General features: G+C 75.1%; 13 protein-coding genes. 8 read left to right on the forward strand and 5 right to left on the reverse strand.

The genetic code is table 11. The annotated features are described in order from the left end of the window. Positions 1 to 16: 16 nt before the first annotated feature. On the reverse strand, positions 17 to 427 hold the full coding sequence (locus M8316_RS15350) for a thiol-disulfide oxidoreductase DCC family protein (protein WP_250055965.1): 411 nt from the start codon (positions 425 to 427) through the stop codon (positions 17 to 19). A gap of 54 nt (positions 428 to 481) precedes the next feature. Between M8316_RS15350 and M8316_RS15355 the strand changes: the two genes are divergently transcribed. From M8316_RS15355 to M8316_RS15375, 5 genes are all read left to right on the forward strand, one after another. After that, positions 482 to 856 carry a hypothetical protein gene (locus M8316_RS15355; RefSeq protein ID WP_250055967.1) on the forward strand — a complete coding sequence of 125 codons (375 nt, stop codon included), beginning with the start codon at positions 482 to 484 and terminating at the stop codon, positions 854 to 856. A 360-nt stretch (positions 857 to 1,216) separates the two neighbouring features. Beyond that, positions 1,217 to 3,172, forward strand: a complete 1,956-nt coding sequence (locus M8316_RS15360; RefSeq protein WP_308196038.1) for a M13 family metallopeptidase — start codon at positions 1,217 to 1,219, stop codon at positions 3,170 to 3,172. Positions 3,173 to 3,177: 5 nt separating this feature from the next. Then, positions 3,178 to 4,032 (forward strand): 2-phosphosulfolactate phosphatase, encoded by an 855-nt coding sequence (locus M8316_RS15365; protein ID WP_250056036.1) that lies wholly within the window; start codon positions 3,178 to 3,180, stop codon positions 4,030 to 4,032. A gap of 267 nt (positions 4,033 to 4,299) precedes the next feature. Then, positions 4,300 to 4,998, forward strand: a complete 699-nt coding sequence (locus tag M8316_RS15370; RefSeq protein ID WP_250055969.1) for a response regulator transcription factor — start codon at positions 4,300 to 4,302, stop codon at positions 4,996 to 4,998. Beyond that, positions 4,995 to 6,224: a sensor histidine kinase gene (locus M8316_RS15375; protein WP_250055971.1), complete on the forward strand. Its 1,230-nt coding sequence runs from the start codon at positions 4,995 to 4,997 to the stop codon at positions 6,222 to 6,224. The genes M8316_RS15370 and M8316_RS15375 overlap by 4 nt, the downstream gene beginning before the upstream one ends. A gap of 33 nt (positions 6,225 to 6,257) precedes the next feature. Here the strand turns inward: M8316_RS15375 and M8316_RS15380 are convergent, their stop codons facing one another. Further along, positions 6,258 to 6,662 (reverse strand): hypothetical protein, encoded by a 405-nt coding sequence (locus M8316_RS15380; protein WP_250055973.1) that lies wholly within the window; start codon positions 6,660 to 6,662, stop codon positions 6,258 to 6,260. Between the two features lie 402 nt (positions 6,663 to 7,064). Here M8316_RS15380 and M8316_RS15385 point away from each other — a divergent pair, with 402 nt between their 5' ends. Further along, entirely contained in the window at positions 7,065 to 9,137 is a 2,073-nt protein-coding gene (locus M8316_RS15385) for a RecQ family ATP-dependent DNA helicase (protein ID WP_250056039.1), read from the forward strand. Positions 9,138 to 9,165: 28 nt separating this feature from the next. Here M8316_RS15385 and M8316_RS15390 read toward each other — a convergent pair whose 3' ends face one another. After that, positions 9,166 to 11,850, reverse strand: a complete 2,685-nt coding sequence (locus M8316_RS15390) for an SdrD B-like domain-containing protein (RefSeq protein ID WP_250055975.1) — start codon at positions 11,848 to 11,850, stop codon at positions 9,166 to 9,168. Between the two features lie 110 nt (positions 11,851 to 11,960). After that, positions 11,961 to 12,446 carry a glutathione peroxidase gene (locus M8316_RS15395; protein WP_250055977.1) on the reverse strand — a complete coding sequence of 162 codons (486 nt, stop codon included), beginning with the start codon at positions 12,444 to 12,446 and terminating at the stop codon, positions 11,961 to 11,963. An 81-nt stretch (positions 12,447 to 12,527) separates the two neighbouring features. Between M8316_RS15395 and M8316_RS15400 the strand changes: the two genes are divergently transcribed. Then, positions 12,528 to 15,599 carry a DEAD/DEAH box helicase gene (locus tag M8316_RS15400; protein WP_250055979.1) on the forward strand — a complete coding sequence of 1,024 codons (3,072 nt, stop codon included), beginning with the start codon at positions 12,528 to 12,530 and terminating at the stop codon, positions 15,597 to 15,599. 14 nt (positions 15,600 to 15,613) lie between these two features. After that, on the forward strand, positions 15,614 to 16,342 hold the full coding sequence (locus M8316_RS21190) for an SWIM zinc finger family protein (protein ID WP_250055981.1): 729 nt from the start codon (positions 15,614 to 15,616) through the stop codon (positions 16,340 to 16,342). A gap of 42 nt (positions 16,343 to 16,384) precedes the next feature. On the opposite strand, the gene M8316_RS15410 is transcribed toward M8316_RS21190, so the two are convergent. Beyond that, complete coding sequence (locus M8316_RS15410; RefSeq protein WP_250055983.1) at positions 16,385 to 17,692, reverse strand: HNH endonuclease signature motif containing protein; 1,308 nt, start codon at positions 17,690 to 17,692, stop codon at positions 16,385 to 16,387. Positions 17,693 to 17,778: the final 86 nt, after the last annotated feature.

Consider the following 17,778-nt stretch of genomic DNA (forward strand, 5'->3'; position numbering starts at 1 on the left):
GGCCCGGTGAGGGCGCTCAGTCCTCCAGCCGGCAGGCGGCCGTGCCGCCCGGCAGCCGGTACCGGTTCGCCGCCACCCAGCGGTAGACCAGCGCCGCGAGCGGCCGCACCGGCGGGAGGTCCACCAGGACGCCGGCGGCGCGGTAGGCCGCGGAGAGGGTCGTGCCTCGGCAGGCCCGCAGGGAGGCGGCCACCGCCCGCGCACCGCCCCGCGGGGCGCCGGCGTCGGTGCCCGTGTCGGTGCCTGTGCCGCCGGGCAGCCACCACGCCGCCGTCCGCACCTGCTCGGGCGTCAGCCCCACGGCCGCCAGGTCGAGCGACTGCCACGGCTCCACCCGGCACGTCGCCCGCGCCGCCAGCCACTGCGCGCACCGGGTGCAGAAGGCGCAGTCGGCGTCGTAGACGAGCACGGGGGCGGGGGTGGGCACGCCGTCATCCTCGCGCAGCGGCCCGGCCGGCGGCAGGTCCGGCAGGATGGGCGCATGAGCCACCACGAGGACCACGGGCACGACCACGACCACGGTGACCACGGGCACGACGCGCCCGAGATGAGCGACGAGGAGCGCGTGCGCCGCGCCGGCCACATCATCCTCGACGGGGTCGTCGCCTCCGACGGCGTCGGCGGTGGCGACGAGGCCGACACCATGGACCTCGTCTTCTCCCACCTCCTCGAGATCGAGGCCATCGAGCTGCTGCTGGACGAGGAGACCGAGGAGCTCGAGCTCGACATCTCCCCGCTGATGGGCGGCATGCTGCTCGTCGTGCGCCGCCTCGTCGCCGAGCTCGCCGCCCGCGACGGCCTCGACCCCGAGGCCGTCGTCATGAGCGTGCGGGCCGCCCTGGACGACGCGGTGTGATCTGGTCGCCTCCGGCGACATGTTCTCGGGCTCGTAACCCTTGCTCTTCGGTCGCAGCACTCGGCACGGGCGTTCGCAGGCTCACGGCCCGCACCTCGTCATGCTCCCTGCAGATCAAGGGCGCCCGAGAACGGGTCATGTGACCCAGCAGACCGAGTCCCCAGAGGCACATCCCCTGTGCCTCTGGGGATCGTGCACTCCGGACACGTGAAGCGTCGTCGGGCGACGCCTGTTCTGCAGGGACGAGACGAGCGTGCGGGCCGTGAGCGCAGCGAGCGCCCGGGCCGAGTCGAGGAGTGAAGAACAGGGGTACAAGCCCGGCGACATGTCGCCGGAGGCGACGATAGGTACTGTGCAAGCGTGAGCATCCTCGACGACGCCCGCGAGGGCATGGACCTCGCCATCCGACCGGTCGACGACCTGTTCGGCCACGTCAACGGCCGCTGGCTGGACGAGGTGGAGATCCCCTCGGACCGGTCCAGCTGGGGCCCCTTCGTGCAGCTGGCCGACGCGGCCGAGTCCCAGGTCCGGGAGATCATCACCGACCTGGCCGCCGCGGACCCGGCGACGATGAGTGACGAGGCCCGCAAGATCGGCGACCTCTTCGCCTCCTTCATGGACACCGACGCGATCGCGGCACGCGGCCTCGAGCCGGTGCAGCCGCTGCTCGCGGCGGTCGACGGCCTGCGCGACGTCCGCGACCTGGCCGCGTTCCTGGGCGAGTTCGAGCGGATCGGCGGCCACGGCCTCTTCGGCTCCTACATCGACACCGACGACCGCAACTCCGACCGCTACCTCTTCCACCTGGGCCAGGGCGGCCTCGGCCTGCCCGACGAGTCCTACTACCGCGACGACAAGTTCGCCGAGACCCGCGAGAAGTACGTCGCCTACCTGACCCGCCTGCTCGAGCAGGGCGGCGTGCCCGACGCGGCCGGCAAGGCCGCCACGGTCCTCGCCGTCGACACCCGCATCGCGGCCGGGCACTGGGAGCGCGCGGCCACCCGCGACGTCCAGAAGACCTACAACCTGCGCTCCCTGGACGAGGTGAAGGCGCTGTGCCCCGGGTTCGACTGGGAGGTCTACGTGACCAACCTGTCCGGCTCGCACCGCACGGCAGCCGAGGTGATGGGCGAGGCGTGCGTGCGCCAGCCGTCGTTCTTCGAGCACCTCTCGACGGTGCTGACCGAGGTCCCGCTGGCCGACTGGCAGGCCTGGCTGGCCAGCCACGTCATCCGGCACGCCGCGCCGTACCTGACCGACGACCTGGTCGAGACGAACTTCGACTTCTACGGCCGCACCCTCTCGGGCACGCCCGAGCTGCGGGCCCGCTGGAAGCGCGGCGTCGCGCTGGTCGAGCGGGCGCTGGGCGAGGCCGTGGGCCGCGAGTACGTCTCCCGGCACTTCCCGCCGACGTCCAAGGCCCTCATGGACGACCTGGTCGCGAACCTGCTGGCCGCCTACCGCCAGTCCATCTCCGAGCTGGACTGGATGACGGAGGAGACCAAGCAGCGGGCCTACGCCAAGCTCGAGACCTTCCGGCCGAAGATCGGCTACCCGGAGACGTTCCGCGACTACTCGGGGCTCAGCGTCCGCAAGGACGACCTGATCGGCAACGCCGCCGCGTCCTCGGCGTTCGAGACCGACCGCCAGCTCGGCAAGATCGGCGCGCCGGTCGACCGCGACGAGTGGTTCATGCTCCCGCAGACCGTCAACGCCTACTACAACCCGGGCACCAACGAGATCTGCTTCCCCGCCGGCATCCTGCAGAAGCCGTTCTTCTCGCCCGAGGCGCTGATGGCGGAGAACTACGGCGGCATCGGCGCGGTCATCGGCCACGAGATCGGTCACGGCTTCGACGACCAGGGCGCCCAGTACGACGGCGCCGGCAACCTCAACGACTGGTGGACCGCCGACGACAAGGCCGCCTTCGAGGAGAAGTCGAAGAAGCTGGTCGCGCAGTACGACGGCTTCGAGCCGCGCAACCTGCCCGGCGAGCACGTCAACGGCTCGCTCACCGTGGGCGAGAACATCGGCGACCTGGGTGGCCTCACCATCGCGCACCGGGCGTTCATGATCGCCTCGGGCGGGCAGGCGAGCCTCGAGGAGCGGCGCACGCTGTTCTCCAACTGGGCCTACGTGTGGCGCACGAAGCGGCGCACGGAGCAGGAGCAGCAGTACCTCACCATCGACCCGCACAGCCCGCCGGAGTTCCGCGCGAACATCGTGCGCAACCTGGCCGAGTTCCACGAGGTGTTCGGCACCCAGCCCGGCGACGGGCTGTGGCTGGACCCGGAGGACCGCGTCCGGATCTGGTGAGCACGATGACGTCGGTGCAGCACGCCCACGGCCAGGCGGCCTCGCAGGTGCGCCTGGCCTGGGGGCTGTCCGGTGCGCTGGCCTGCACCGCACGCCGGGGCCGGCAGGAGCAGGGCCGGCAGGAGCAGGGCCGGCAGCAGGGCGGGGACGACGGCCTCGCGGTGGTCGTCGACGTCCTGTCCTTCACCACCTCGGTGGGGCTCGCGGTCGCGGGCGGCACCGAGGTCGTGCCGTGCCCGTGGCGCGACGAGCGCGCCGCCGACCTGGCCCGCGAGCACCAGGCGGTGCCGGCCGTGGGCCGCTCGGAGTCGGCCGCCGGCGGGGTCAGCCTCTCCCCGGCGTCCGTGGCCGACGCCGCTGCCGCCGGCGACCTCCCGGCCCGCCTGCTCCTGCCCAGCCCCAACGGGTCCACGATCGCCACCCGGCTCGCCGAGGCGGGCGTGCAGGTCTGGGCGGCGTCCCTGCGCACCGCGCGGGCCGTGGCCGACGCGCTGGTGCCCGAGGTCCTGGGCGGCCGCGAGGTCACGCTGGTGGCCGCGGGCGAGCAGTGGCCCGACGGGTCGCTGCGCCCCGCCGAGGAGGACCTGTGGGGCGCGGGCGCGGTGCTGGCCGCCGTGGCCGCCGAGCTGGGCACCGGCCGGTTCTCGCCGGAGGCTCTCTCGGCCCGCGCCACCTGGGTCGCGCTGGGCGGTCGCGCCGACCACGCCGGCCACGCCGCCGCGCTGCTGCACGGCTGTGCCTCCGGCGGGGAGCTGGTGGCGCGCGGGTTCGGTCGCGACGTGGACCTCGCCGCGCAGGTCGACCGCGACGCCGTCGTCCCCGTGCTGGACCGGGCCACCGGGCGGTTCCGCCGCCGCTGACGGCAGGCTCACGAACCCGCGGGGGAGCCCCGAAAAAGAGCTGTGGCGGACGCCCGCAAGACGCCCGCCGCCGAGCACGAGTGTGATCAAGGCTCGGCCCTCACTCTGGCCGAGGGGTCGCGCAGGCGTCGGTCGTGCTGACACCACTCCTGCGGCAAAGAATCTGCCGACGCCTGTCACCCGGGGCGCCGCGCGCGTCGTTCCGGGTGGCCCGACCCTCTGGACCAGTCCAGTGCCGCGGCCCTGCCGGGCCCTACCCTCGGCGGCGTGGACGACGTGATGCGCGTGGTGCTGGCCGAGGACGGGGAGCTCATCCGGGCCGGCGTCCTGACCCTGCTCTCGGGCTTCCCCGACGTCGAGGTGGTCGGCGTGGCCACCGACCTCCCGGGCCTGCTGCGCGCCGTGGAGGAGCACGACCCCGACGTGGTGCTCACCGACGTGCGGATGCCGCCCGACCACGGCGACGAAGGCATCCGGGCCGCCCGCGAGCTGCGGCGCACCCGCCCCGGCCTGGGCGTCCTGGTGCTCACCCAGTACGCCGACGCCCAGTACGCGCTGGACCTCATCGCCGAGGGCTCCCAGGGCCGCGGCTACCTGCTCAAGGAGCGGGTCGGCCGGGCCCGCCAGCTCGTCGACAGCCTGCGCGCCGTCGCGCGCGGCGGCTCGGTGGTCGACGAGACCGTGGTCGAGATGCTCGTGGAGGCCGGACGACGGCGCCCCGACTCGCCCCTGGCGCGACTGACCCCACGCGAGCTGGAGGTGCTGGGCCTCGTGGCCACCGGCTACACCAACCAGGCCATCGCCGAGCAGCTGGTGGTGACCGACCGGGCCGTGGAGAAGCACGTCAGCTCGGTGCTCAACAAGCTGGAGCTGCCGCAGGACTCCCAGACCCACCGTCGGGTCGCCGCCGCGATCGTCTACCTCAGCGAGATCGGCGAGACCGCACCGCCGGGTCGCCCCCGGTGAGCCTGCTCGACCCGGTCCGCCGGCGATCCGGCGTCCGCCCGCCGCTGCCCGCCGTGGCGTCGCCGGAGGCCGAGGCCCGCGCCCGCCAGTACTGGTGGGTCAACGCGTTCGCCCTGACCAGCGCCACCGTGGCGCTGGCCGTGGCCTACCTGGCCGGCGCCCGGTTCGTGACGATCGCCCAGGACCTGCTGGTCATGTCGCTGGCGCTCCTGGTGCTGCTCGGCAGCGCGCCGTGGGTGCAGCGCCACGGGGGTCGGGCCGCCGGCGCCTCGGTGCTCGCCTCGACCCTGCTCTTCTCCCTCGGCGCGGTCTGGGTGACGCCGTTCCTGGCGCCGCTGGCGGTGCTGGCGCTGCTGGTGCCGCTGATGGTCACCATGCCGCTCCTGGACCGGCGGCTCCTGGTGGTGACCACGGCCGTCGTGCTCGCCGGGGTCGCGGTGGTCTCCGGGCTGGGCGAGTGGCGGCGGGCGGCCTCGCCGGTCCCGTCGTCCGTGGGGCCCGTGGTCTCGCTGGTGGTCTTCACGCCGATGGTGGTCGGGGTCATCGCCTGGGTCGTGCTCGACACCTACCGGCGGCTGGAGGCGCAGTCCGCCGAGCTGCGGGCCTCCCGCGAGCAGGTGGTGCGCGCCGCCGACGCGGCCCGGCGCACGCTCGAGCGCGACCTGCACGACGGCGCCCAGCAGCGGCTGGTGGGGCTCAGCCTGCGGCTGGGCGGCATGCGCACGCTCGTCGAGGCCGGCGACTGCGACGCCGTGCTGCGCTCGCTGGACGAGGCCGTCGAGGAGAACATCGCCGCCGTGCGCGAGCTGCGGGAGCTGGCGCGCGGCATCTACCCCGCCGTCCTCACCGAGCGCGGGCTCGTGCCCGCGCTGCGGGCCGCGGCGCTCCAGGTGCCGGTGCCGTGCGGCGTCGACGGCGGCGACGTGCCGCGCTACCCCGAGAACGTCGAGGCCGCGGTGTACTTCTGCGTCCTCGAGGCGCTCCAGAACGCCACCAAGCACGCCCGGGCCACGGAGGTCCGCATCGAGGTCTGGGACGAGGCGGGGCCGGCGTTCCGCGTCCGGGACGACGGCGTCGGGTTCCACGTGGACGAGGCGACCCGCAGCGGTGGCGGGCTGGCCGGCATGGAGGCCCGCATCGTCGCGATCGGCGGCCGGTGGGGCGTGGCCAGCGCGCCCGGCGAGGGCACCTCCATCGGCGGCGTGGTGCCGTCGGAGCCGCGCTGACTCCTGACCGCGCCTGGGGCGTCGGGCCAGCACTCAGGCCAGCATGAGGGCGGCGCCCAGGAGCACCGTGCCGCCCAGGGCGACCACGCTGGCCAGGACCACCGGCCCGATCTCGCCGGTGGCGTGCGCCCGCGCGCCCAGGTAGCCCCAGGGCGTGGTGAGCAGACCGATGCGGACCATCCGGCCGGTCGCGCCGGGGGCCGCCAGGGTGCGGTCGGCGCGCAGGTCGAGCAGGTCGGAGACGAACGCCTGCACCGAGACCACCACGGCGGCCGCGACGGCGGCCCACCACAGGGAGACGGGCAGGGACCCGGCGTCCAGCAGGGCCGTGGGGCCGGGCAGGCCGGCCAGCCAGGGCACGAAGGGCACCAGGACGAGGGGGGCGACCGCCAGCCGCACCGCGGGCTGCGCCAGCCCGGTGGCCACCGACCTCGACACCCGGGACGTCCCGCTTCTCAGCAGGGGGGTGAGCGAGGTTCGGGCTCGGTGGACCAGCCGGCGCGTCGAGCGCGGACGAGGGAGGGAGAACGGCTGGACGGTCACGACCCTGACGGTGCGCCTGCCGGCTGGTGAGGTGCTGAGGGGCACCGAAGCGTCGGCTGTGAAGGCCACCTGACGTCCACAGGATCGCGTCCCGGCGGCTTCGTCCCCAGGCCCGGTGCCGCGGCTGCCGCGGCGTCGGCGTGCGCTGGTAGACATCGGGGCGTGGTCCCCACCGATGCTCCCGTCCCCGACTCCGCCCAGCCCGACTCCGCCCAGCCCGACTCCGCCCAGCCCGAGCCCGCCTCCGCGCACCCCGATGCCGAGCGGGCGGCCGTCCGCGCCCGCGCCGAGGAGCACCTGCGCGCCCTCGTCGGCAAGGACGAGGCCACCCTGCGCGAGGACCAGTGGACGGCGATCGAGGCGCTCGCCGTCGACCACCGCCGCGCCTTGGTCGTCCAGCGCACCGGGTGGGGCAAGTCGGCGGTCTACTTCGTGGCCACGCTGCTGCGCCGCGAGGCGGGCGCCGGGCCGACCGTGATCGTCAGCCCCCTGCTCGCGCTGATGCGCAACCAGATCGAGGCGGCCACGCGGGCCGGCATCCGAGCGGTGACGATCAACTCCACCAACGCGGGGGACTGGGAACCGATCCACGAGCAGATCCGCGGCGGCGAGGTCGACGTCCTGCTGGTCAGCCCCGAGCGGCTCAACAACCCGGGCTTCCGCGACGAGGTGCTCCCGCGCCTGGCCGCGACCTGCGGCCTCCTGGTGGTGGACGAGGCGCACTGCATCTCCGACTGGGGCCACGACTTCCGCCCCGACTACCGCCGCATCCGCACCCTGCTGGGCGACCTGCCCGACGGCATCCCGGTCCTCGCCACCACCGCCACCGCCAACGAGCGCGTGACCGCGGACGTGGAGCAGCAGCTCGGCTCGGTGCGTGCCGGCGAGGTGCTGGTGCTGCGCGGCTCCCTGGACCGGGAGTCGCTGCGGCTCGGGGTCGTGCACCTGAAGACCCCCGACCAGCGGCTGGCCTGGCTGGCCGACCACCTCGACGAGCAGCCCGGCTCCGGCATCGTCTACTGCCTGACCGTGTCGGCGACCCAGGAGGTGGCCGACTACCTGCGCTCGCGCGGGCACGACGTGGCCGCCTACTCGGGCCAGACCGAGGCCACCGAGCGCCAGGCGCTCGAGGCCGACCTGGCCGCCGGGCGGGTCAAGGCGCTCGTGGCCACCAGCGCGCTGGGCATGGGCTTCGACGCCAGCCTCGGCTTCGTGGTGAACCTCGGCGCCCCCAGCTCGCCCGTCGCCTACTACCAGCAGGTCGGTCGTGCCGGCCGCGGGCTGGACGCGCGGAGCGAGTCGGCCACCGTCGTCCTGCTGCCCGCGCCGGAGGACCGCGACATCTGGGCCTACTTCGCCTCCCTCGCCTTCCCCCGCGAGGAGCAGGTGCGCGAGACGCTCGAGGTGCTGGCCGAGGAGGGCCGCCCGATGAGCACCGCGGCCCTGGAGACGCGGGTCGAGCTCAACCGGACGCGGCTCGAGACGATGCTGAAGGTCCTCGACGTGGACGGGGCGGTGCGCCGCGTCCGAGGGGGCTGGGAGTCCACCGGGCAGGACTGGGTCTACGACCGCGCCCGCTACGACCGGGTGCGCGAGGCCCGCGAGCGCGAGCAGGCGGCGATGCTGGAGTACCTGCGCACCGACCAGTGCCGCATGCGCTACCTGCGCGCGCAGCTGGACGACCCGGAGGCGCGGGACTGCGGACGCTGCGACAACTGCGGTGGCTTCGGGCTGTCCACGGACGTCTCGGAGGAGGCCGTAGCCTCGGCCCGCGAGCGGCTCGACCGGCCGGGCGTGCCGCTGTCGCCGCGCAAGATGTGGCCGACCGGCCTCGACCGCATCGGCATCGACCTCCGCGGCAAGGTGAAGGAGCAGGCCGCAGAGGGCCGCGCCGTCGCCCGGCTGACCGACCTCGGCCACGGCCAGGCGCTGCGGGCGCTGTTCCGCGAGGGCGCCGAGGACGGCCCGGTGCCGGTGCCGCTGGTGCAGGCCGTGCTCGAGGTCCTGCGCGACTGGCGGCCCGACGTCGACACGATCGTGATGGCGCAGTCGGTCACCCGCCCCACCCTCGTCACCGACCTGGCCGAGGGCCTCTCCCGGCAGTCCGGCTTCCCGGTGCTCGGCCGCTGGGCCGTCGTCGACCCCGACGTGCCGCCGGGCGCCGGCCGGGCCAACTCCGCCCAGCGCGTGGCCGCCGTGGGTCGCCGGTGCGACCTGGTCGAGCGCGAGCCCGGGGCGCTCCAGGGCACCAAGGTGCTGCTCGTGGACGACCTGGTCGACACCGGCTGGTCCTCCACGCTGGCCGCGCGGGCGATCCTGCGTGCCGGCGCGGTCTCGGTGCACCCGCTGACGTTGGGCCTCTCCGGCTGACGAGCCTCTCGGCCGGGCCCGGGGGGGGTCAGGACCGCGAGACCGCCCGCCGCACCACGTCCCCGTCGACCTTGAGCACGACCTGCCGCGCCCGCGTCCCGCGCGGGACCCGCACGACCAGGCGCCTGGTCCGCGCCTGGTCCGTGGAGAAGTGCCGCACGAGGTTCGCGGAGCCCGCGACCCGCACCACCACGTCGGCCTCGCAGGCCTCCGCGCAGGAGGCACGGACGACGACCCGCCGCCCGACCTGACGGGCCGCGGCGATCGCGCCCGCCGGCTGGGGCAGGTCGAGACCCAGGGTGACCACCGTGGTGCGTGCCCCGGCGTCGTCGCTGGGGTCGGGGTCGGTGGTCGCCGTGGCGGCGGTGGCGGTGTTGGTGACCAGCTCGAGCGGCAGCACGGCCGGGCCGACGGCCAGGCAGACGACCCCGACCTCGGCGGTCGCGGCGGCGGGGCTGTCGTTCCAGACGCGGAAGCGGCGGGTCACCGGCTCGGGGCTGGGGCCGGCCACGCCGCTGTCGGACGTCCACGTCGGGGTGATGCCCTTCTCCCCGATGCCGCAGGTCACCTGCTGCTCGGTCCACCCGGGGCCGGCGCTGACCGTCGTGGTCGGGTGCGTCCAGCGCAGCGTGTGCTCGTGCTCGACGCCGTCGACCTGCGTGCTGGTGGTCCGCAGGTGCAGCGGCGTCGCGCCCACCGTCACCGAGGACTCCTCCGACGCCTCGAACGTCAGGCGCCAGGAGTAGCCGGCCACGGCCGAGCCGAGCAGCTCGGAGGCCACCTGCCGTGCGGAGCCCGAGCGCAGCGCCCAGGTGGGGGCCACAGGCAGGTGGTTCGGAGGCATGTCCACGACGACCGAGGACCGACCCGGCTGCAGGTCGGCGGTGGTGGTGACGGCCGGGGCGGTCTCGAGCCGGTGCGTGTGACCGTCGGTGGACCCGAGCGCGGCACTCGCGCAGACCAGCCAGAGGTGCCCCTGGGCGCGGCCCGTGGCGTCGTTCGTCAGGCTCACCGAGCCGCTGCTCCCGGCGGTCGTGACGGCGGTGGAGCGCACGGAGGCCGGCGTGCCGGTGCCCTGGTCGACGGACGAGACGCCCCAGCTGACGTCGGTGAGGACGTCGTCGCTGCCGTCGCAGCGGGCGGTGAAGGTGTCGCTCTCCCCGGCGTCGAGGTCCCAGGACGCCTCCTTCTTCACCACCGTCATCTGGTGCTCGTGGGTGTCCGTGCCGCTCGCCCCGGGGGCCGACCCGAGCACGGTGGCGGTGACCGCGAGGTCGACGGACTCCCCGTCGGCGAGGTCGCCGACGGCGCAGGTGAGCGTCCGGCCGTCGGCCACGACCTCGCACCGGTCGTCGACCCGGTCGACGACGAAGGCGTCGGGCACGACGTCGGTCACCACGGTGGAGCGGGCCCAGGAGGGGCCGGCGTTGGTCACGGTCAGGGTCCACGTCACCTGGTCGCCGCCGCGGAGGTACTCCAGGTCGGAGGTCTTGGCGACGCCGACGTCGGCCTCGGTGCGTGAGCTCACGGTCGCGGTGTCGCAGTCGTCCCCGGCGTCGACGTCCACCTCGGCCACCTCGACGCAGGCGGCGTTGACCAGCGAGAGGTCGGCCGGGGTGGACGAGCCCAGGCGGGAGGTGAAGCGGAACGAGACCGCGCGACCCGGAGCGATCTCCTCCACGCGGCAGGTCAGCCGCAGCCCGGTCACCTCGCAGCCGGTGGGCACCGACGAGATCGCGGCGAACTCGGCGGGCACGTCGTCGGTCACGGTCACGTCGGTGACGGGCCAGTCGCCCTCGTTGGTGACGTCGAGAGTCCACGTCGCGTCCGTGCCGGAGACCGTGACGGGCGTGCTGGTCGACTTGGCGATGCTGACGTCCACGACCTTCTGGTTCCCGAAGTCCCCACCGTGGAAGGCGGTGTTCGCGGCGCCGTAGGGCACGGAGAACGAGGCCGGGTTGCTGGAGGTCTGTCGGTACCCGGCCGGCACGGCCTCGGTGACCTTGTAGGTGCCCGCCGTGAGGCGCTTGACGCTGCCGGAGAGCACCGTGCGGGTGTCGAGGGAGAACCCGTAGCGCCCGTTCGCGTTGGTGGTGGTCGTGGCCACGACGACGCCCTTGAACCAGAGCTTGATCGTCACGCCCGCCAGCGCGCCCTCGCCGGTGTCACGCCGGCCGTTGCCGTTGACGTCCTCGTACTTGTAGCCGTAGACGGTGGGGATCGGCCCGGCGGCCCCGTTGCGGCTCATGTTGCCGCAGATCAGCGCGATGAAGGCCATCGTGTCGGGGTTGCTGCCCCAGTACTTCACCGGAGTGCTGCCGCCCCAGGCCTCCGCCACGGTCGCCCAGTCGAGAGCGCCGTTGCACAGGCCGCCCGAGTGCGCGACGCCCTCCGCGCAGCCGGCGAACTCGCGGCCCCCGATGTCGGTCGAGCTGAACGACCTGCTCGGCGCCCAGATCATGAAGTTCCGGTCGAACCCCCGGGCGCCGTAGTAGGCGATCACGTCCGGGTCGTCGAAGGACGCCAGGCTGTGCCCGCTGGGGCAGCCGCCGAGCCAGACCGCCGTGTCGACCCACGCGCTGTTGCACCAGGCGGCCTGGTTGCTGAAGGCGGCCGAGGCGGGCGCGGCGACCAGGGTCAGCGCCAGGGCGAGCCCCGCCGCGAGGACGAGGCGGACGACGCGGGCGAACGTGGAGGCAGGTGTCGTGAGCACCCGGTCAGTGGACAGCCGTCAGGGCCGTGCGCGGAGCGGAATGCACCCATGTTCACGGACCCGTCCGGACAAAGGCCCTGGGGTCGGCCCCGGCGGTACGGGCCGCTGGTTCAGCCCACCTGGTCGGCGATGAGGCCGCGCAGCCGCTCGTCCGAGGGCTCGACCCGCGGGGAGAACCGGGCGAGCACGCCGCCGTCCGCGGAGATCACGAACTTCTCGAAGTTCCACTGCACGTCGCCGGCGTTGCCGCCCTCGTCGGGCGTGGTCACGAGCGTCTCGTAGAGCGCGTGCCGGCCGTCGCCGTTGACCTCGATCTTCTCGCTCATGGGGAACGAGACGCCGTAGGTGGCGGAGCAGAACTCGGCGATCTCCTCCGAGGAGCCCGGCTCCTGGCCGCCGAACTGGTTGCACGGCAGGCCGACCACGGTGAAGCGGCCCTCGTACTCCTCCGCGAGCGCCTCGAGGCCGGCGTACTGCGGGGTCAGGCCGCACTTGGAGGCCACGTTGACGAGCAGTGCCGGCTTGCCGCCGGTCAGGTCGCCGAGCGTGGCGGGGGTGCCGTCGAGGCGGGCGATCGGGGTGTCGAGGAGCGTCATGGGCCCAACCTAGCCCCGCCGATCGACACCCCTGTTGCGCCGGGGGTGCCGCTGTCGGGGGCGCCGGATAGCGTCGCCCGGGTGAGCTTCGTCCCCGTCACCGGCACCGCGACGTTCCACGCGGCGAGACCGCCGCGGGAGTCAGTCGTGGAGTTCACCGACGAGCGACGCACGGTCGCGCTCCCGATGCGCGCGGCCCTGCCGATCCTCACCAAGGCCCACGGCCGCACCGACCTGGACCCCTCGACCCGGCTACTCTCCGGGGCGGCGCTGCTCGGCATGCGGCTCGTCGCCGCCGGCACGTTCGAGCCGGCTCCGGCGGAGGAGGGCCAGGCGCCGTCCTGGCAGGTCGGCACGCTGGAGGACGCGGACGAGGACCGCGTCCGCATGCTCGCCGCCGCCCGCGCCCACGACGCCCTGGACGAGGACGAGGCGGAGACGGTCGTCCGGGCCGTGCTCGACGCCGTCGTCGACGCGATGCCCCGGGGAGCGCCGCGTCCGGGCCAGGGCGCCCGGGGGGCGGCCCGCCCCGCGACCGCGCGACCGCGCCGCCGACTGCTCACCGAGCCACCGGAGCCCGGGCAGCCGACGTTGCCCGAGGGCTTCGACGATCCACCCGCCGAGGACCGGTTCCGCCGCCGGCTGGCCGACCGGATCGCGCGACACCGCCACGCCGGCGTCCTGCCCACGCTGGTGACGCTGTCGCTGCGCGTGGAGGCCGACGAGGAGGACCTGAGCGCCGGGTCGGTGCGCGTCGTGCCGCAGGTGGCCGAGGAGCGCGAGCCCCTGCACCTCGTGGACGCGGCCGCGCTCTGGGTCGACGACCCGACCGAGCACGGCTTCGGTGACCGGGCGCGGGTGCACGCGGCGGCTGCGCTGCGTGGCGCGGCCGAGGCCTGGCCGGTGCTGGAGCGCCTGCTGGACCAGCGGGTCCCCGACGAGATCCTGCTCGAGGCCGACGAGCTCGCCGACCTGCTGGAGAGCGGCGTGGCCGCCCTGGCGGGGCGCGGCGTGGACGTGCTGTGGCCGCGGTCGTTGGGGCGGGACCTGTCCACCTCGCTGGTGCTGGACGAGAAGAAGCAGCCGCGCGAGGCCAAGGACGCCCCGCTGCAGACCGGCCTGCTCACCCCCGACGCCGTCTTCGCCTTCTCCTGGCAGGTCGCGCTCGGCGAGGACCCGCTGACCGAGGAGGAGATGGAGGAGCTGGCCCGGGCGGCCTCGCCCGTCGTCCGCCTGCGGGGCGCGTGGACCGTCGTCGACCCGTCCGTGGCCCGCAAGGCCCGCAAGCGGCTCGTGCGCACCGTGCGGCCGCCGGAGGCGATCGCGGCCGCGCTCACCGGTGGCGCCGCCCTGCTGGACGGGCTGGTGCTCGACGGCGTGGCCGCCCAGCTCGAGGCCGAGGCGCGCGACCCCGGCCCTCCGGGCACCGCCGGCCACGACGAGTGGGGCGCCGGCCCCTCCGTGGTGCTGGGCGCGAGCCTGCTCAAGGTGCGCGAGCGGCTGGCCGCCGTCGGCGATGCCGCGCCGGTCGCGGAGCCGGCCGGGCTGGAGGCCACCCTCCGCGACTACCAGCGCGCCGGGCTCACGTGGCTCTCCCACCTCACCGGGATGGGGCTGGGGGCCTGCCTCGCCGACGACATGGGCCTCGGCAAGACCATCACCCTCATCGCGCTGCACCTGCACCGTGCCGAGCAGGCCCGGGCCGCCGGCACCGCACCCGCGCCGACCCTCGTCGTCTGCCCGACCTCGCTGCTCGGCAACTGGGAGGCCGAGATCCGTCGGTTCGCGCCCGGGGTGCCGGTGCGCCGGTTCCACGGTGCGCAGCGCTCGCTCGACGGCCTGGCGCCGGGCGAGCCGACCCTGCTCGACATGGCCGGCCCCGACGCCGACTCCGACGCCGACTCCGGCGCCGCCGACTCCGGTGCCGACCCCGGCTTCGTGCTCACCACCTACGGGACCATGCGCACCGACACCGTCCCGTCCCGCCGACGCCCGGCGGGTGCGGGTGCGGAACCGGCGGCCGAGTCGGCTGAGGAGCCCGTGGTCGGCGCGGGCGCCGAGCAGCCGACCACCGGGGGCGCCCTGGGGTCCGTGCCGTGGGGCCTGGTGGTGGCCGACGAGGCGCAGCACGTGAAGAACGCCCGCTCGGCCACGGCCCGGGGGCTCCGCACGCTCGGCGCCCAGGCGCGCGTGGCGCTGACCGGCACGCCGGTGGAGAACGACCTCACCGAGCTGTGGTCGATCCTGGACTGGCTGGTGCCCGGCCTGCTCGGCAGCCGCCAGGCCTTCCGGCGGGTGTGGGCCGCCCCGATCGAGACCGGCGAGGAGCCGACGAAGGCCGCGCAGTTCGCCGACCTCGTCCGCCCCTTCCTGCTGCGGCGCCGCAAGTCCGACCCCGGCATCGCCCCCGAGCTGCCACCCAAGACCGAGACCGACCACCTGCTCTCCCTCAGCCGCGAGCAGGCGGTGCTCTACGAGTCGTTCGTGCGCGAGACGATGGAGCGGATCGAGGCGGCGGACGAGGACTCCCGCCGCGGCCTCGTGCTGGCGCTGCTCACCGGCTGCAAGCAGATCTGCAACCACCCGGCGCAGTTCCTGCGGCGCACCGGCACGCGCAGCAGCGGCCGCTCGCCCAAGATCGAGCTGCTCGACGAGCTGCTCGGCACCGTGCTGGCCGAGGACGGCGCCGTGCTGGTCTTCACCCAGTACGTGGCCATGGCGCGGATCATCGAGGGGCACCTGGCCCGCGCCGGGGTGCCGCACCAGTTCCTGCACGGCGGGACGCCCGTGAGGGAGCGCGAGGCGATGGTGCGCCGGTTCCAGGACGACGGACCCGACCGCGTGCCCGTCTTCCTGCTCAGCCTCAAGGCCGGCGGCACCGGACTGAACCTGACCCGCGCCGACCACGTCGTCCACGTCGACCGCTGGTGGAACCCCGCCGTCGAGGAGCAGGCCACCGATCGCGCCTACCGGATCGGCCAAACCAAGCCCGTGCAGGTGCACCGGATGGTCACCCGCGGCACCGTCGAGGAGAAGGTCGCCGAGCTCCTCACCCGCAAGCGCGCCCTCGCCGACGCGGTGCTCGGAGGCGGCGAGGCCGCGTTGACCGAGCTCAGCAACGACGAGCTGCGCGACCTGGTGAGCCTGCGGTGAGCCAGGCGGGCGACGTGATCGTCCACGCGGCCTCACCGCCCCGCCGGCAGGCGCCGCGGCTGCGGCAGTGGTGGGCCCGCGCCTGGGACCGTGCCGCCGAGGAGGCCGCCTACGGCGAGCCCGACCTGACCGCCGGCCGCCGGCACGCCCGCACCGGACGCGTGGGCGGGCTCCGGCTGGAGCCGGGCCGGGTCACTGCTGCGGTCGGGACCGACGAGGCGCTGGCCACTGTCGTGGTGAGCGTCCCGCTGCTGGACGAGGCGGACGCCACCGCCCTCGTCGAGGTCGTGCTGGCCGAGCCCGCCCGAGCCACCGCCCTGCTCGCCGGCGACCTCCCGCACGACCTGGTCGAGCACGCCGAGGAGGCCGGGGTCGAGCTGCTGCCCTACGGCGGTGAGCTCGTCTGCGAGTGCACCTGCCGGCACTGGGTGGACCCCTGCGAGCACGCCCTGGCGGTGCTGGTGCAGGTCGGCTGGCTGCTCGAGGCGGACCCGCTGCTCCTGTGGCACCTGCGCGGCCTGCCGCGGGCGCGGCTGCTGGCCCGGGTGCGCGAGGCGCGGCCGGTGCTCGACGCCGCCCAGCGCTCCCTCGAGGGGGCCGGTGAGGGGGCCGGTGAGGGGAGCGGCGAGGAGCCGGAGCTCGACCTCGCCGTCGACGCGGCCGTGCGGGCGCAGCGGTTCCTCGCCTGGCTCGAGGAGCACCACGACCCGGACGACGACCCGCCCGCACACCTGCTCCCCTGACCGGCCAGGCGGCCAGGCGGCCCACCAGGAACGCCGGTCGGTCTACGTCCGCCGGTGGAACCGGACCTGGTTGTCGGGGGTGATCTCCGCCCGGTAGGCCGGGTCGTGGATGCGCCGGTGGTGGTGCCCGCACAGCAGTCGGGCGTTGGCCAGGTCGGTCGGGCCTCCGCGTGACCAGGGCTCGTCGTGGTGGGCGTGGCAGAAGCCGGCGGGCGCGTCGCAGCCGTCCGCGGTGCACTCGCGGTCACGCCTCTGGAGCACCAGCCGCTGCGACCGGGTGAACAGCCGGCGTCGTCGGCCGAGGTCGAGGACCTGTCCGGCGCCACCCAGGACCGCGGGCACCAGACCCGCCTCGCAGGCCCGCCGTCGTGCGTCGGCCACGGAGAGCCGGTCGCCGGTGTCCAGGGACGCGACGGCGCCCGCCCCGTGGTCGCCTGCCCGCTCACGCGGCTCGGCGCGCAGCTGGTCGAGGGTCATCGAGACCACGATCGTGGCGTTGGCGCCGCCGGTGTCGGGCAGGGCGTCGACCGGGATGCGGTCGAGCAGCTCGCAGAAGGCCTGCCCCATGCGGAAGCGGTAGGGCCGGGACCGACCGGGAGGGCTCGGGTCGGCGGAACCCTCCGGGTCCGCTCCTCGCGCGGGCGCGGCCAGCGCGTGGAGGGCGGTGCGCAGCACCGCGGCCGAGGCGGTCGGGATGCGGAACCGGCCCCAGGTGGCCCCGTGGCCGTCGTCGCTCATCCACAGGTCGGCACGTTCCCAGGCGTCGCGCTCCTGCGCGCTGAGCACCCGGGCGTCGTGGGCGTCGGCCGCCTCGGGGGAGACGACGTGGAGCAGCCTCTCCCCGAGGACCCGCAGCTCTCGCGGCCCGAAGTCGCGGGCCTCGGCGAGCAGGTGGGTCTCGGCGCGGTCGAGGAGCACGGGGTCGAGCGAGTCCGGGAGGTCGTCGAGGGCCGTGGTGATCGCCTGGGCCTGCTCGGCGTTGACCTCCCCCTCGGCCAGAGCCGCCGCCACGGCCTGCCAGCGGACGAGCCGCTGCGCGAACCGCGACCGACGGCGGGCCTCGGCCGACGACAACCGGGACCGGTGGGCCAGCCAGGCCCCCGCGTCCCGGGTGCCGGTGCCCGCGCCGACGCCGACCGCCTCCGCCTGCGAGGTCAGCCGCGCACGCAGCGCGACCAGCCGCGACTCCACCGCCGTCACGGCGGCGAGCGCCTCGGCCGCGCGCGCCTCGTCCAGACCCAGAAGCGGCACCTCCAGCGCCTCGCCGACCGCGGTGTCGAGGCGCGCGAGGACGCGGGCCACCGGGTGCTGCTCACCCGGTGCCGACCACGTCGTCGCCTCGCTCGTCATGGGTCCACGACACCAGGGGCGGCGGGTCGCGGCCAGGGTCGACGGCGTCCCTGTGGACGGTGGCGCCACGGCGCGGGCCTGTGGAC

Origin of the sequence: Nocardioides bruguierae (assembly GCF_023554635.1) — a bacterium.
In the GTDB taxonomy this organism is placed as follows: Bacteria; Actinomycetota; Actinomycetes; order Propionibacteriales; family Nocardioidaceae; genus Nocardioides; species Nocardioides bruguierae.

Coding starts and splice junctions, on each gene's coding strand:
- M8316_RS15355 (WP_250055967.1), top strand. CDS start 482: ATGAGCCACCACGAGGACCACGGGCACGACCACGACCACGGTGACCAC.
- M8316_RS15365 (WP_250056036.1), top strand. CDS start 3,178: ATGACGTCGGTGCAGCACGCCCACGGCCAGGCGGCCTCGCAGGTGCGC.
- M8316_RS15395 (WP_250055977.1), bottom strand. CDS start 12,446: ATGACGCTCCTCGACACCCCGATCGCCCGCCTCGACGGCACCCCCGCC.
- M8316_RS15410 (WP_250055983.1), bottom strand. CDS start 17,692: ATGACGAGCGAGGCGACGACGTGGTCGGCACCGGGTGAGCAGCACCCG.